The following is a 14,824-nucleotide window of genomic DNA, read 5'->3' on the forward strand; positions in this document are numbered from 1 at the left end:
ATCAAAAGAGATGATTTTAGTCTAAATTCTTAAATTTATTCTATTTTATAGTAAAATCGTGAAAAAGCGTGAAATTTTTAAAAGGAGCGATGATGTCAAAAGATAAAAAACACCAAAAAAGCGATAAACTTGGCTACGAAGAAGAGCTAAGACTGCTTCAGATAGAACTTTTAAAATTCCAAAATCATGTCAAAGACAAGGGACTTAGAGTGCTTATGCTAATGGAGGGGCGAGACGCAGCCGGCAAGGGCGGCACGATAAAGCGCCTAACTGAGCATCTAAATCCGCGCGGTTGCCGTATCGTAGCGCTTACAAAACCAAGCGACGTCGAGAAGACGCAGTGGTACTTTCAAAGGTATGTGACGCATCTGCCAAGTGCTGGCGAGATCGTCATCTTTGATAGGAGCTGGTACAACAGGGCTGGGGTTGAGCCAGTGATGGGTTTTTGCACGCAGGCTGAGCATAAAGAATTTTTGCGTGAAGTGCCAAAATTTGAAGAGATGATCATAAACTCAGGCATCATTTTTTTTAAAATTTACCTCTCGATCACAAAAGAGGAGCAAAAAAAGCGCTTTAAAGAGCGTCTAAACGACCCGCTAAAGCAGTTTAAAATCTCTCCAGTAGATCAAAAAGCGCAAGAACTTTGGGATCAGTACTCCATCGCCAAATACTCGATGCTGCTAGCCTCTCACAATAGCATCTCGCCGTGGGTGATCGTCTCAAGTGACAATAAAAAAGAGGCGAGGTTAAATGTCTTTAAATTTATCCTAACTCACGTAGAATATCCAAAAAAGATAGATGAGTATATAAAATACGACAAAAGCGTCGTAAGAGATGGAAGCGAAGAGATCAAGCGCATAGAAGAGGGGCTTAATAAAGATAAGCTAAAAAGTATCGACTGAAAATTTAATTTTTTTGACTTGGCTGCAAATTTGGGTTTAAATTTACAGCCAAATTTTACTGCTAAACCCACCACATAAATTTAGCCAAAACGACCATTATCAGACAAAGAATAAGAGCTATGAGATGTGAAAATTTACCAAATGGATCTGGCTTTTTTAAGATAGTGACATTAAAAACAGAGATGAAAGTGATAAGACACATAAGAAGCAAAACCGCAATCTTTGCTAACAAGAGCTTTTGAAAGTCGCTTTGCCACCAACCATGCTCGCCTCCAAGATAGTCCTTTGCCATAAAAGCTCCACTTATTAAAAGCAGCAAAAATGCTGTGCCAAAAACCTTTGCACTGCCTTTTGTGTAAGCCTTTTTGACAGCTTCAAGGGTTTGTGGATTTATCGTTTTTTTGGCAAATGGATATATGCAAACATCAAAAAATACATAACCTATAAAAATAATGGCACAAACTAAATGCGTAATGAGAGAAAAAAGATACATTTTTTGCCTTTTTTGTTTGGCATTATATAAATTTTATTAGTTATATTTGCTGATTTTGATTAAGTATTGAGAAGTTGAAAAGATCCGAGCGAAAGCTCGCTCGGATAAATGTTTTTAGAAACTATATTTTGCTTCAAATCTGATACGATCTTGTTTGTAGCTTGCACCATCTTTTTTGTCTTTAGCAGCTGCATACCAAGAAAGGAATGTAAGTTTTTTGCTGTATTTGTAGCTGGCATCAAGATACCACTCGTCTCTTTTTGCTCTATCTTTACCAAGAGCCCAGCTGTGACCTTTGCCTTTAGTATATCCAGCGCCAAAGCCAAATTTATCTATGCTGTATCCAGTATTAACAAACCAGTAGTCGTTGTTTCCTTTGATGTGGTTGTAAAATTGTTGGCTTCCACTCATTCCACCATTTAGGATTTTTGCTGGGTTGATTAGATCACCATTTCCATCAAGTGTTACAAATGATGCCTTATCTTTATTTTTTGTATCACTATCTTTGTTTTTAGCATCAAAGTCTAGGTAGCCAGCATTAAATTTAGCACCATATGCTTTTAGACCAGCTTGAACTGCCCAGAAATTTGCATCAGCTACATTTTTATTATCTGATTCATTATGAACATATTGAGCTTTACCATTGATACTTACATCATCATTGATGTTAAAATTTAGACCAGCATCTGCACCATAGAGTGCGGCAACTTCAGAAACATTTGCGATAGCTATTTTAAATGAAAGTGGATCATAACTTCCAAGAGCTGCTAAATAATAGATATTTGCAGATGAATCGCTAAATGTATTTGAAGTAGTTAAAGTTTTTACTAACGGACCGTTTGTGTCTATATTCTTAGCATCTGAACCATCATCCTCTTCTAATGCATCAAAAGCTGCTGCAGCTAGAGTAAGACCTGAAATATCAGTATTTATTACTTTGATACCTGTGCCAGCTATATCTTTATTATCATAAAAAGTTCCTAACTTTTGTTTACCAGCTGCAACAGTAGTATTGCCTACTTTGTAGCCTAGATACATCTCATATACACCAAATGCTCCAGTTGTATTTGTTTTGTCTGTTCCAGTAGTTGCATCACCTGAGTTATCTTTAGCTTGATATCTTAAATTTAAAACACCAAAGAAGTTATCATCGATCGCAGCTTTAAAAGCTGTTTCCATTCTAAACGTATGATTTGCACTGTGTTTTTTTGTAGGAATTTTTGTGCTATTTTTAGTACTATCATTTGTATAACGATATCTTGCAAATCCTGAAAGATCTACGTTTTTTATAGCTTCTTCAAGCGGAGTTGCACTTGCAACACTTGAAAATGCACCTAAAGCAACCAAAGCAGCTAAGCTAACTTTTGTAAGTTTCATCTAAATATCCTTTTGATAAATATGTTTTGAAAGAATATTATCATAGAAAATTAATTTCATTGCTTAAATTTCGTTAAAAATTTCAAAAATTATTACCGATTGTTTACCAAAATAAGATAATGAGATAAGATTTGTCTTTAAAAATTTGAGTTTATTTGAAGTTAAAAGATGAGAAAATTATATCTCATCAGTTAAATTTAGCCGTTGTTTTTAGCTTGCGCCTCTTCGCGCTCTTTCTTTTGTCTTATGGCGGCTTCTTTTTGGATATTTTTTTGCTGAGTGACAAAGATATGCTCTTCGAGCGTGACTAGCTGAAAGACACCTTCAAAGATCTTGATCTCTTTTACGTAGCCTATCACTTTTACCTCTCTTTTTCTACTCTCTTCAAACCTTGCTTGTGCGTCAAATTCGACCACATCGCCAAGTTTGAGCGGTCCAAAGAAATTTATCCTAGCACCGATGCTAACGCAAAACTCTTCATTTATAGCTAAAAGTGCTGCGTAGTTAGCCCCCATGAAGACAAAACCGCTATGTATGAGCCCCTCAGCATCACTTACCATGTCAGCTGTGGTAAAAAATCTAGTTTTTGCGTGATTTTTCTCAAGTAAAAATGCCGTTCCACTAAAATTTAGCTTCGTCAAAGGTGCTGTTTTTATCTCGTTTCTTAGCGGGTTTTCATCCTCTGGGAGGATTATTTGCGACTCGTCTTTTGCTTCAAAAATATTTTCATCTGCCATATTTATCCTTAAATTTTAACTCTTACATAGGCTCTTTTTGGTGCTGGATAGCCCTCGATGGTCTTTGTGCTGTCATCTGGGTCTAGGAAATTTCCAAGACTCTCACCATCTATCCACTGTGTTTTTCGCTGTTCGTTTAGATCAGTCGCCTTTGTCTCAAGCAGGGTAAAATCCTTAAATTTAGCCCTCTCGCACCAGTTACAAAGCGCGCTAAGCGTTGGCACAAAGTAGATATTTGGGATTTTTGAGTACCTATCTTTTGGGCTTAACGCAAAGTCGCCATCCATATCTATATACATCGTATCTAAAAATAGCTCGCCACCAGGATTTAGCGCGCTTTTTAGCTCTTTTAGCATCTTTATAGGATCGCTTCTATGGTAGATGACGCCAAGGCAAAAAATGGTGTCAAATTTCGCTGCGTATTCTGGCAAGCCCTCTACCCCAAGAAGCTCATAGCTGATATTTGAGCGGATAAATTTATTTAAAAAAGCAAACTGCAAATATGTATGCACGCTAGGGTCAAAGCCAGTTATGCTTTTTGGGCCGTACCCAAGCATCTTAAACATATAATATCCATTGTTGCAACCCACGTCAGCCACGCACTTGCCAGCTAAATTTAGGTGTGGGGCAAGGATATTAAATTTAATAAAACTTTGCCACTCGCTATCTATATATATATCATCAAGTAAAAATGGCCCTTTTCGCCAAGGCTTTAGGCTAAGGGCGAGGTTGTAAATTTCATCTTTTTTAGCTCGGTTTAAATTTTTAAATTTGACATTTACACTATCAGAGAGGCTAAATTCGCAATCAAAATTTGCTAAATTTTCTATTTTATTTAAAATTTGCTTTTGCTGCTCGTTAAATTTGCTAAGATCCACGCTATTTCCAGTCTACGATGTTATGCGGACACTCTTTTTGGTAGGTGCCAGTCGCGTCATAATACTCTTTACAATCATTATAATATTGTGTCGAAACTCCACGCTCGTTCATATAAAGACAACCGTTGCAAAATAGCGCTATAAAGCCTAAAAATATAATCTTTTTCATGTGGCGGATTTTATCATAAATAAAAATTTTATGCTAGAATAGCAGGCAGTTTTAGAGCCAAGTTTGGCTAAGATTAAGCAAAAGGCATTTTATGCAAAGAAGAGATTTTTTTAAATTCAGTAGTTTTTTAGGTGCAGCAAGTCTGCTTCCAAGTGTCACTCTAGCTAGCGACGAGCCAGCAAGCCCAGTAGTTAGAAATTTTGACGTAAATTTCAAACATCTGCTTCTTGAAAAGGGCAAAAGCTCGAGAATTTGGCTACCGCTCCCACTAAGCACCACTTATCAGCAACTAACTCAAGACTACGTCATAAACACAACAGCTAAAAACGTTTATATCTCAGACACGCTAATACCTACAATGTATGGCGAATTTGAAGAAAACGAGCAAAGACCTATTTTAAATATCCAGTTTAAAATCCAAACAACAGAGCGCAATACCGACTTTAGTAAGGTAAATTTCGATCCAAATGAGAAGGTTGATCCTGCTGTTTTGGAGTTTTTAAAACCAACTTCACACATCCCAACTGACGGCGTCGTAAGAGCAAAAGCGCTTGAAATCGTTGGAAATTTAAATGGCGATTTGGAGCGCGCAAAAGCGATATATACGTGGGTTGCAAACACTATGCAGCGTGACAATAGCATCCTTGGATGTGGCACGGGCGATGTTAGAGCGATCCTAGAAAGTGGCAAGCTAGTTGGTAAATGCACCGACATAAACTCAGTTTTTGTGGGACTTTGCAGATCAGTAGGCATCCCTGCTAGAGAAATTTTTGGCATTAGAGTTGGTCAGTCTAGGTTTTCAGACCAAATGGGTAGCGCAAAAGACGGCGTAGCTAAAATTTCAGGCGGACAGCACTGCAGGGCTGAGTTTTATCTAAAAGGCTATGGTTGGATACCGGTTGATCCAGCTGACGTTACGAAGGTAAGACTAGGCGAGAAATTAACAAACGACGACGCTAAAATCGTAGCTGTTAGGGACTATTGCTTTGGTAACTGGGAGATGTGCTGGATAGGCTTTAACTACGGACGCGACTTTATCTTAAAGCCAACTCCAGAGCAAACACCGCTAAACAACTTTGGCTATCCATACGCTGAGGTTGATGGCAACACACAAAACTACTATTCGCCAAAAGAATTTAGCTACGACTACGTCTCAACAGAGCTAAAATGAGAGCCTTTTGGCTGATACTAACATCCATAGGTAGTGCTATCGGCGCTACCTTGTGCTGCTTGCCGGCACTTCTTTTCTTGCTTTTTGGCACATCTTTTTCATTTCTATCTTGGACACAAAATTTATACGAGTACCGCGTCCCTTTAAGCGTCGTGGCAATCATTTGCTTTGTGATCTCTGGTGTAGCTTTATTTTACAAGCCAAAAAGCTGCAACCTAAGCTATAAAAAGAAAAAATGGATACTTATATATATACTTTTTGGAGTGATTTTGCTTTTACTCCTTACATATCCGGAGCTTTTAGGAGAAATTTATGCGTAAAATTTTAGTTTTAACCCTTCTTGCACTTAGTTGCTACGCTGAGAAAACGATAGAAATTTCAGTACCCAGCATGCACTGTCCGCTTTGCACGGCGATAGTAAGAAAGGCCGCACTTAGCGTTGAGGGCGTAAAAAAGGCAGACGTGTCGCTAAAAGAGCGAAAAGCTGTCGTTATAGCAGATGACAAGGTCGATGAAAAAGAGCTTTTAAAGGCGGTTGATGCGACTGGCTATAAGGGCGAGATAAAATAAATTTAAAGGAGGCAAATATGTCAAAGAGTGAAATTCTAACGAAATTTGAGACACTTGCAGCGATACCGCACTGCAGTTACGATACTGACAAGATGCGTGATTTTTTAGCTGATTTTGCAAGAGATAAGGGCTGTGAAGTCGCGGTCGATAGCTTTGGCAACGTTCATGCATTCAAAGGCAAGCCAAAAATTTGCTTGCAAAGCCACTACGATATGGTCTGCATGGGCGATGCGCCAAAGATCGAGATCGTTTATGGCGATGATGGCTACATGAGGGCTAAAAACTCATCTTTGGGCGCTGATAACGGCATAGGCGTGGCCATCATGATGCAGATGATAAGCGAATTTGATGACATTGAGTGCCTCTTTACAAACAACGAAGAGGTCGGCATGGTCGGAGCTGCTTGCTTTAGCGGCGATCTAAAAGCCGATAAGCTTTTAAATTTAGACAGCGAAGAGGACGACCGTGTCACTATCGGCTGCGCTGGCGGTATAAATTTATTTGTCACTATCGCGCTAGATAGTAAAAAAACAAAAGAGAGCACGCTTTATGAAGTAAAAGTGAGCGGCCTACCAGGCGGTCACTCTGGCAATGAGATACATAAAAATATCCCAAATGCGATCAAGGTTTTGGCTACATTTGTCACTAAAAATGGCTGCAAGCTTGTTAAATTTGAAGGTGGCGAGCGAAGCAACTCTATCCCAAGCGGCGCAACTGCACTGGTTTTAAGTGATAAAGAACTAAAGAGCGAGTGTGAAAATTTAAGCGTGAAAAAGCTTGGCATGGGAGATGAAATTTTAGAAAATGGCGAGAAAATTTTAGCTTTAATAAACTCATTTTCACAAGGTGTAAGAGCCTATAACTGCGAACTAGGCATACCGCAAGATAGCGTAAATCTCTCTTTGGCAAAGATCAAAGACGACGGCACGCTTGAAGTGGAGTTTTTTGCTAGATCTATGAGTAAAGACGGGCTAAATAGGATGGAATTTGAAATTTCAGAGCTTGCAAAAGCAGTTGGTTTTAACGTCATTTCAAAAGATAGAAACCCAGCTTGGAAGCCTATAAATGATAAATTTGCAAACGATATCTTAGAAGAGCTTAAAATTTATAAGCCAGAAGCTAGGATAACAGCCGTGCATGCGGGACTTGAGTGTGGAGTGCTTTTGGAGAAAAAAGCGGGTCTTAGTGCATGTTCTATTGGACCAAACATCTACTCACCTCACTCTACAAGAGAGCACTGCGAAGTCGCTTCTGCACTTTTTATAGAAAAAGTCGTTCGCGGTATCGTTAAAAAATATAACTCATAAAAACAAAATTTGCTAGAAATTTCTAGCAAATTTTTCTATATCACCTTGTCTTTGCTTTTGCAAAGATCACTTAATATACACTCAAAACAAAGCGGTTTTTTAGCCTTGCAGGTGTAGCGCCCAAAAAGAACCATGCCTTGATGAAGTTTGCCAAGATCGGTTTTAAAGGCACGGCTTAGATCATCTTCGGTCGCTTCTGGCGTCTTTGCGCTACTTAAACCAAGTCTATGTGATACTCTAAAAACATGGGTATCAACAGCCATTACATTTGCATTTGTAGCTTCCAAAAGCACGACGTGAGCGGTCTTTTGCCCAACTCCAGCAAGCGCTTTTAGCTTCTCTTCATCAAGTGGAATTTCTCCGTCATAAAGCTCAACCACGCTGTTTGCCATTTTGATCAAATTTATGGCCTTGTTGTTAAAAAAGCTGCATGAGTTTATCAACAGTTTTAGACTGGCTAAATTTGCACTTGCTAGCTCAAAAACGTCTTTATATGCCTCAAATAGGGCAGGAGTGATCAAATTTACCCTTTTGTCGGTGCACTGAGCTGAGAGCATGACACAAACAAGAAGTTCATATAAATTTCTAAATTTAAGCTCGCTTTTTGCGTCCTTAAACTCGTCTAAAAGTCTTCTTTTTATCTCTAAAATATCTTTTTTTGTTCTCATTTGGTTATTTTACCTAAAATTACAAGTTAAACGAAAAGTTACCGCATTATTTGATATAATCTTGCCCATAAAATCAATTTTTTAAAGGATTTATATGAAAAAATTTTTGTTTCCAGCAGTTTTAAGTTTAGCTGCAGCTGTCACTCTAAACGCAGCAGTAGTTGCAACAGTTGATGGCGATGCTATAAACGATAGCGATATCTCAGCACTTTTATCAGCAGCTATGCCAGGTTTTGACGCTAGCAAGCTTCAACCAAATGAGAAAAAACGTATAATCGACGATCTAATCAACAGAAAACTTCTTTTAAAAGATGCAAAAGCGACAGGCATTGAAAAAGATGTTGATTACATCAAGGCTGTAAAAGCTGCACAAGAGGGCATCGCAGTTGAGCTTTATATGAGAAAACTATTTGACGGTATAAAAGTAAGCGATAGCGATTTAAGAGATTTTTATAACAAAAACAAAGCTAGCATGAATCAACCAGCTCAAGCAAGAGCAAGACATATCTTAGTTGAAGATGAAAAAACAGCAAATGACATCATCGCTCAACTTAAAAATTTAAAAGGTGAGGCTCTAACTAAGAAATTTGCAGAGCTAGCAAGCCAAAAATCAATCGACAAAGGCTCAGCAGCACACGGTGGCGAGCTTGGCTGGTTTGGTCAAAGCCAAATGGTAAAACCTTTTGCAGACGCAGCATTTTCAATGGCTAATGGCACAGTCTCAACTAAGCCAGTTAAAACTCAGTTTGGCTACCACGTTATCTTAAAAGAAGATGGCAAGGCAGCTGGCACTGTAAGCTTTGAACAAGCAAAACCAGAGATCGAGCAAGCTGTAAAAATGGAGAAATTCCAAGCTGCTGTTAGACAAAAAAGTGAAGCTCTACGCCAAAAAGCAAAGATAGAATACAAATAAAATTTGGAGGATAAAATGGGCGTTTTGGATATCGTAAAACCTGGTGTTTTAAGCGGAGATGATGTAACAAAACTTTATGCTTATGCCAAAGAGCAAGGTTTTGCAATACCTGCTGTAAATGTCGTAGGCAGCGACTCAGTAAATGCTGTTTTAGAAGCGGCAAAGGTTGCTAACTCGCCTGTTATCGTTCAGTTTAGTAATGGCGGTGCAGGTTTTTACGCTGGTAAAGCCTGCGAAAACGCAGCCGTTCTTGGTGCGATCGCTGGAGCAAAGCATGTTCATTTGCTTGCCAAGGCTTACGGCGTGCCAGTCATCTTACACACTGACCACGCTGCTAGAAAGCTTTTGCCTTGGATAGATGAGCTAGTAAAAGCAAGTCATGAGTATAAAAAAACTCACGGCGTGCCACTTTTTAGCTCTCACATGCTTGATCTTAGTGAAGAGAATATCAACGAAAATTTAAGCACGTGCGAGAAGTATCTAAAAGAGCTTAGCGAGCTTGGCATCAGCCTAGAGATCGAGCTTGGCGTCACTGGTGGCGAAGAAGATGGCGTAGATAACACAAGCGTTGATAACGCGCTTCTCTACACTCAGCCAGAGGACGTCGCGCTTGCTTATGAAAGACTAAGTAAGATAAGCGATAAATTTAGCATCGCAGCTAGTTTTGGCAATGTTCATGGTGTCTATAAACCAGGCAATGTTGTGCTAAGACCAGAAATTCTTAAAAACTCACAAGCCTATGTGGCAAAGAAATTTAATACAAAAAGCGACAAACCTGTAAATTTTGTATTTCATGGCGGTAGTGGCAGTGAGCTAAAAGATATCAAAAATGCTGTGAGTTACGGCGTTATCAAGATGAACATTGATACTGATACGCAGTGGGCTTTCTGGGACGGCGTGCGCGAGTATGAGGCTAAAAATAGAGCATACTTGCAAGGGCAGATCGGCAACCCAGAGGGTGAGGATAAGCCAAATAAAAAATACTACGATCCAAGGAAATGGCTAAGAAGTGGCGAGGAGAGCATGGTTAAGCGTCTTCAGACTGCTTTTAGCGACTTAAACTGCCTAAATAGGAACTAGTCCTATGCAAAATCAAAATGATTTTAGTGAGCTAAGCGTGCCAAAAGAGCGCCAAGCTCACTCTTTCTTTGTCTTTTTTAAAGTTATCTTTATCCCTTTAGTCATCTACATCTTGGCGATACTAGCGTATCTTGGCATTATAAATTTTCAGATGAAGCTTCACACCATCGTGATGATGGGCGTTATACTCTTTGTTGCTTTTGTATTTTCACGCCATAGTGCCTTGGTAGCTTACTCAAATTTCTTAACAAATGCCAAAGACTACAAGATAAGGCTAAAAGAATTTATCATCGCTCATCTCTTTGAAATCTCAAGCGTCAAAAAGGCAAACGCTAAATTTGAAGACTTTTTTGAGAGCTATACAAGAAATTTTAGAAATGACAACCTAGCAAACATCGGCCAAGCAGTCTTTCCTATGCTTGGAATTTTGGGCACATTTATCAGTATTGCTATCTCAATGCCAAGTTTTAGCTCAAGCACTGCAAACGGACTTGAAAAAGAGATCGCTATACTGCTAAACGGCGTGGCTACGGCGTTTTATGTATCGATTTACGGCATATTTTTAGCACTTTGGTGGATGTTTTTTGAAAAGATCGGCATTAGTAAATTTGAGAGATTTTACAGCGAGCAAAAAGAGCTAAGCCGTGAGTTTTTCTGGCAGGAAAATGAGCTAAATGCAAATTTCATGAAGGCAAGTGTAGGCTACTTTAAAGATAGTCACGATGCTTTTAAAATGGTGCTTGATGATAAATTTATAAAAGAGCTAAGCGAGCAGACAAATGAGAAATTTAAGAGCCTAAAAGAGCTTTGTGAGGTTGAGAAAAATATCATCAATCAAAGCAAGGCAGAGCTTAGCGCAAGTTTAAAAATGCTAAATGAATCTGGGCTAAAACAAGATGAGTTTGTAAAAATCCACTCCGATATATTAAAGGCAGTTGGCGCATTTTCTAACGCCTTTAAAGATATGGAGGTTAAAATTTTAACCGAGCATGCAAAACTTGGCGAAATTTTTAGTAGAAATTTAAACGCCACAAAAGAGAGCCAGCTTAAATTTGAGCAGACTATCAAGAGTTTTGATGCTATTTTAAAAGAATTTTCTCTCTCTTTGATGAAAGAGCAAAACGAGGCGTTAAAGGCATTTAGAACCTCGCTCGTGGAGAGTGCGACGATATTTAAGGCAGCTTATGAGCAAGAGGGTAGGAGCTTGGAGCGCGAAAAAGAGCGCGAGAGCCTCATTGCTGAGCTTAAGAAGAACATAGACGAGATCGATAAAGAAGCAAATTCTGTAATAGAAAAAATCGAAAATCTAGTGCAATGAAAATAAACAAAAATAACGAGGATCAATCGAGCTTTTGGGTTTCGTACGCAGACTTGATGGCGGGTCTGCTCTTTGTTTTTATGCTGCTAATAGGCGCTGTCGTCGTAAAATACGTCCTAACTCAAAACACTCTTGAAAATAAAGAGCAAGCCATCATCACAGCTTTAGCAAATTTAAAAGACGCTCAGGGCAAAAATTTCACCCTTGAAGAGCTAAATGACGCCCTAAAAAGCGAGCTTTCAAAGATAAGCGACGAAAACATAAATTTAAAAAAATCAAATGAAATTTTTGTCATCCAAATAGACGCCCTAAAAGAAAAACTAGCCCAGCTCATAGAGGAAAACAAGGACGCAAATGCGAGCATAAAAGAGCTAAATGTCAGCATTTTTGATCTAAAACAAAAGATGATCGTGCTAAATGATGAAATTTCATCAAAAGATAGGGCGCTTAGCGACGCAAATGCAAGCGGTGAGAAAAATTTAGCCAAGATCGCCTTTTTGCTCGAGCAAGTGAGCAAAAAAGAGGCTAGATATGACGAGCTTTTAAGGGACTTAAACGTCACTCGTGATAGGGTCAAAAACCTAACTGGCATAAGGGTAAAAGTGATCTCAGCCTTAAAAGATAGGCTTGGATCGAGCATCGAGATCGACCCAAACTCAGGCGCTCTAAAGCTTAGCTCCTCAGTGCTTTTTGATAAGGCAAGTGCGGTCTTAAAAGAAGAGGTCAAAGAGGAGCTAAAGGCGACACTTAGTAAGTATTTTGACGTGCTTTTAAATGACAAAGAGATCGCCTCAAACATCGATCAGATCGTCATAGAGGGATTTACAGATAGCGATGGAAGCTACATTTATAACCTAGAGCTTTCGCAAAAAAGAGCCTACGCCGTGATGGAGTTTATAAACTCATTTAGTGATGATGCACGCCTTAGAAAGCTGCTTGTCGCAAGTGGCAGAAGCTACAACGAGCTAGTTTTTAAAGACGGAGCCGAGGATAAGGACGCTTCAAGGCGTATAGAGATCAAATTTTCACTTTCAAACAAAGAGGCTATCAACGAGATAGAGAAATTTTTGGAGTTTAAGGGTGATTGAGCGGGTAGTCCTTAGGGGGCGAGAGTTTTGGCTTTTAAGAGATGATCTGCTAGGCGAGTTTAATGGTAACAAAGCAAGAAAGCTGGAATATTTTTTAAGCGCTGATCTAAGTGGCTTTGACGCGATCGTATCTCACGGCTCAAGCCAGTCAAATGCCATGTATAGCCTAAGTCTTTTTGCTAAGCTAAAAGGGCTTAAATTTTACTACGTCGTCTCTCATCTAAGCTCAAATTTAGAGCAAGATCCAGTTGGAAATTTCAAATTTGCACTTGAAAATGGCATGGAAATTTTTGTAAAAGAAGAGCGCGAGAAATTTGCTAAAGAGCTAGCAAAGAGCCAAAATGCACTATTTATAAACGAGGGCGTAGCGCAGAGTGAGGCTGAGTTTGGCTTTATCACGCAAGCACGCGAGATAAATGAGTGGAGTAAAAAAAGTGGCATAAGGCCTGATATATTCTTGCCCTCAGGCACTGGTACAAGCGCATGCTACCTAGCAAAGCACACCGATCTTAGGGTTTTTACAGCTCCTTGCGTAGGGGATAGCGACTATCTCAAAAAGCAAATTTACGAGCTAGATAAAGATAGCAAAGTGCAAATTTTAAATCCCCCAAAGAAGTATCATTTTGGAAATTTATACAAAGAGCTTTATGAAATTTGGCTTGAACTGTGCAAAAGCGGTGTTGAATTTGAGCTTATCTACGACCCAGTGGGCTTTATAACGCTTTTTACAAATTTAGATAAGCTTGGGAGCGAAATTTTATATATCCACCAGGGCGGAATTTTAGGTAACATTACACAAAAGCAAAGATATGAGAGAAAACTAAAAATAAAGGATCATAAATGAAGTTTTTACACAGCAGCGACGCTGACTTTGAGAGTAAATTTTCGCAGCTTGTTAGACGAAGTGACAATGACATGAGTGCCGTGATGCCAGTGGTTGCAGGCATCATAGACGAGATAAGAAAAGATGGCGATAGCGCGCTTTTTGCACAGATAGCTAAATTTGATAAATTTAATGTCACAAGCAAAAACGACATAATAATTGACGTAAAAGAGATGGAGGCGGCCTACAACTCGCTAGATAACGCCCTAAGAGTGGCTCTAAATTTAGCCCACGACAGGATAAAAAGCTATCACGAGCGCACGAAACCAAGCGACTGGACATATAAGGATGAGCACGACATCTTACTTGGCGCAAAATACACCCCAGTTGATCGCGCTGGCCTTTATATCCCAGGTGGCAAGGCGGCATATCCTAGCTCGCTTCTTATGAATGCCATCCCAGCAATCGTAGCTGGCGTAAAAGAGATCGTAGTTTGCACCCCAGCGCCAGGTGGCAAGGTAAATCCTCTGCTTCTTGCTGCGATGCATCTATGTGGCATCAAAACAGCCTTTAAAATAGGTGGTGCGAGCGCGATCGCAGCGATGGCTTACGGCACAGCGACCGTGCCAAAGGTCGATGTCATCACAGGACCTGGCAACATCTACGTAGCGACTGCTAAAAAGCTAGTTTATGGCGACGTAAATATCGATATGATCGCAGGCCCAAGCGAGATAGGCGTGATCGCTGATGATAGCGCGGATCCTCGCCATATAGCGATCGATCTACTCTCGCAAGCCGAGCACGACGAGATCGCGAGTGCCTTTTTGATAACGCCAGTGGAGGCCTTTGCAAGGGAAGTGCAAAGACACATAGAGGACGAGCTAAAAACTCTAAAACGCGAACCAATCGCGAGTGCTAGTATGAGAAACAAAGCTGCTATCATTGTCGCAAAAGACTTACAAGAGTGCTTTAAGCTGATGAATGAGCTTGCTGTGGAACACCTAGAGATCGCTACAAACGATGCCTTAAGCTATATGGACGAGGTAAAACACGCTGGAGCGATATTTTTTGGACATTTCACACCTGAAGCGATGGGCGATTATTTAGCTGGACCAAACCATACCTTGCCAACTGGCGGAAGTGCGAGATTTTACTCGCCGCTTGGAGTTGAAAATTTCATGAAGCGAAGCTCTATCATTTCAGTTAGTAGAAAAGGCATCATGCACCTTGGCAAACCATGCATGCAGCTAGCCGAAGCCGAAGGACTAACGGCCCATAGAAAATCAATCGCAGTGAGACTTGAAGACTAAAAAGGGCAAAGAATTTAGGA

Annotated in this window: 17 protein-coding genes; 11 read left to right on the forward strand and 6 right to left on the reverse strand. The window is 39.8% G+C overall.

The genetic code is table 11. The features are described 5' to 3' along the window. The first annotated feature begins 92 nt into the window (after nt 1-92). Nucleotides 93-902 carry a polyphosphate kinase 2 gene (gene ppk2, locus MTT29_RS00450; RefSeq protein WP_087582513.1) on the forward strand — a complete coding sequence of 270 codons (810 nt, stop codon included), beginning with the start codon at nt 93-95 and terminating at the stop codon, nt 900-902. Nucleotides 903-963: 61 nt separating this feature from the next. Here the strand turns inward: ppk2 and MTT29_RS00455 are convergent, their stop codons facing one another. From MTT29_RS00455 to MTT29_RS00475, 5 genes are all read right to left on the reverse strand, one after another. Next, a complete protein-coding gene (locus MTT29_RS00455; RefSeq protein WP_429799429.1) occupies nt 964-1,395 on the reverse strand; it encodes a trehalose-6-phosphate synthase in 432 nt (143 codons plus the stop codon). Between the two features lie 114 nt (nt 1,396-1,509). After that, complete coding sequence (locus MTT29_RS00460; RefSeq protein ID WP_429799430.1) at nt 1,510-2,772, reverse strand: major outer membrane protein; 1,263 nt, start codon at nt 2,770-2,772, stop codon at nt 1,510-1,512. 197 nt (nt 2,773-2,969) lie between these two features. After that, nucleotides 2,970-3,509, reverse strand: a complete 540-nt coding sequence (locus MTT29_RS00465) for a thioesterase (RefSeq protein ID WP_087580924.1) — start codon at nt 3,507-3,509, stop codon at nt 2,970-2,972. A gap of 8 nt (nt 3,510-3,517) precedes the next feature. Next, nucleotides 3,518-4,387: a tRNA 5-methoxyuridine(34)/uridine 5-oxyacetic acid(34) synthase CmoB gene (gene cmoB, locus MTT29_RS00470; RefSeq protein ID WP_429799431.1), complete on the reverse strand. Its 870-nt coding sequence runs from the start codon at nt 4,385-4,387 to the stop codon at nt 3,518-3,520. Between the two features lies 1 nt (nt 4,388). After that, nucleotides 4,389-4,556 carry a hypothetical protein gene (locus MTT29_RS00475; RefSeq protein WP_002942642.1) on the reverse strand — a complete coding sequence of 56 codons (168 nt, stop codon included), beginning with the start codon at nt 4,554-4,556 and terminating at the stop codon, nt 4,389-4,391. Nucleotides 4,557-4,647: 91 nt separating this feature from the next. Here MTT29_RS00475 and MTT29_RS00480 point away from each other — a divergent pair, with 91 nt between their 5' ends. Genes MTT29_RS00480 through MTT29_RS00495 form a run of 4 tightly spaced genes read left to right on the forward strand, consistent with a single transcriptional unit; the run spans nt 4,648 to nt 7,604 of the window. After that, nucleotides 4,648-5,727, forward strand: a complete 1,080-nt coding sequence (locus MTT29_RS00480) for a transglutaminase domain-containing protein (RefSeq protein WP_429799432.1) — start codon at nt 4,648-4,650, stop codon at nt 5,725-5,727. Beyond that, on the forward strand, nt 5,724-6,047 hold the full coding sequence (locus MTT29_RS00485; protein WP_429799433.1) for an aryl sulfotransferase: 324 nt from the start codon (nt 5,724-5,726) through the stop codon (nt 6,045-6,047). The genes MTT29_RS00480 and MTT29_RS00485 overlap by 4 nt, the downstream gene beginning before the upstream one ends. Continuing rightward, nucleotides 6,040-6,297 (forward strand): heavy-metal-associated domain-containing protein, encoded by a 258-nt coding sequence (locus MTT29_RS00490; protein WP_429799434.1) that lies wholly within the window; start codon nt 6,040-6,042, stop codon nt 6,295-6,297. The genes MTT29_RS00485 and MTT29_RS00490 overlap by 8 nt, the downstream gene beginning before the upstream one ends. Nucleotides 6,298-6,314: 17 nt before the next feature. Further along, nucleotides 6,315-7,604, forward strand: coding sequence for a M28 family peptidase (locus tag MTT29_RS00495; RefSeq protein ID WP_429799435.1), 1,290 nt, complete (start codon nt 6,315-6,317; stop codon nt 7,602-7,604). 35 nt (nt 7,605-7,639) lie between these two features. On the opposite strand, the gene nth is transcribed toward MTT29_RS00495, so the two are convergent. Next, nucleotides 7,640-8,272, reverse strand: a complete 633-nt coding sequence (gene nth, locus MTT29_RS00500) for an endonuclease III (RefSeq protein ID WP_429799436.1) — start codon at nt 8,270-8,272, stop codon at nt 7,640-7,642. A gap of 94 nt (nt 8,273-8,366) precedes the next feature. Between nth and MTT29_RS00505 the strand changes: the two genes are divergently transcribed. From MTT29_RS00505 to hisD, 6 genes are read left to right on the forward strand one after another with little or no spacing between them, the layout of a single operon-like run. Further along, nucleotides 8,367-9,185 carry a peptidylprolyl isomerase gene (locus MTT29_RS00505; RefSeq protein ID WP_009294116.1) on the forward strand — a complete coding sequence of 273 codons (819 nt, stop codon included), beginning with the start codon at nt 8,367-8,369 and terminating at the stop codon, nt 9,183-9,185. 15 nt (nt 9,186-9,200) lie between these two features. Continuing rightward, nucleotides 9,201-10,265: a class II fructose-bisphosphate aldolase gene (gene fbaA / locus MTT29_RS00510; protein WP_021092185.1), complete on the forward strand. Its 1,065-nt coding sequence runs from the start codon at nt 9,201-9,203 to the stop codon at nt 10,263-10,265. 4 nt (nt 10,266-10,269) lie between these two features. Beyond that, a complete protein-coding gene (locus tag MTT29_RS00515; protein ID WP_429799437.1) occupies nt 10,270-11,583 on the forward strand; it encodes a MotA/TolQ/ExbB proton channel family protein in 1,314 nt (437 codons plus the stop codon). Further along, nucleotides 11,580-12,671, forward strand: a complete 1,092-nt coding sequence (locus MTT29_RS00520; protein ID WP_429799438.1) for an OmpA family protein — start codon at nt 11,580-11,582, stop codon at nt 12,669-12,671. The genes MTT29_RS00515 and MTT29_RS00520 overlap by 4 nt, the downstream gene beginning before the upstream one ends. Next, nucleotides 12,664-13,515 (forward strand): pyridoxal-phosphate dependent enzyme, encoded by an 852-nt coding sequence (locus tag MTT29_RS00525; RefSeq protein ID WP_429799439.1) that lies wholly within the window; start codon nt 12,664-12,666, stop codon nt 13,513-13,515. The genes MTT29_RS00520 and MTT29_RS00525 overlap by 8 nt, the downstream gene beginning before the upstream one ends. Continuing rightward, entirely contained in the window at nt 13,512-14,804 is a 1,293-nt protein-coding gene (hisD, locus tag MTT29_RS00530) for a histidinol dehydrogenase (RefSeq protein WP_429799440.1), read from the forward strand. Before MTT29_RS00525 ends, hisD begins: the two co-directional genes overlap by 4 nt. The last annotated feature ends 20 nt before the right edge of the window (nt 14,805-14,824 follow it).

The organism is Campylobacter concisus (genome assembly GCF_050447485.1).
GTDB lineage: Bacteria > Campylobacterota > Campylobacteria > Campylobacterales > Campylobacteraceae > Campylobacter_A > Campylobacter_A concisus_BQ.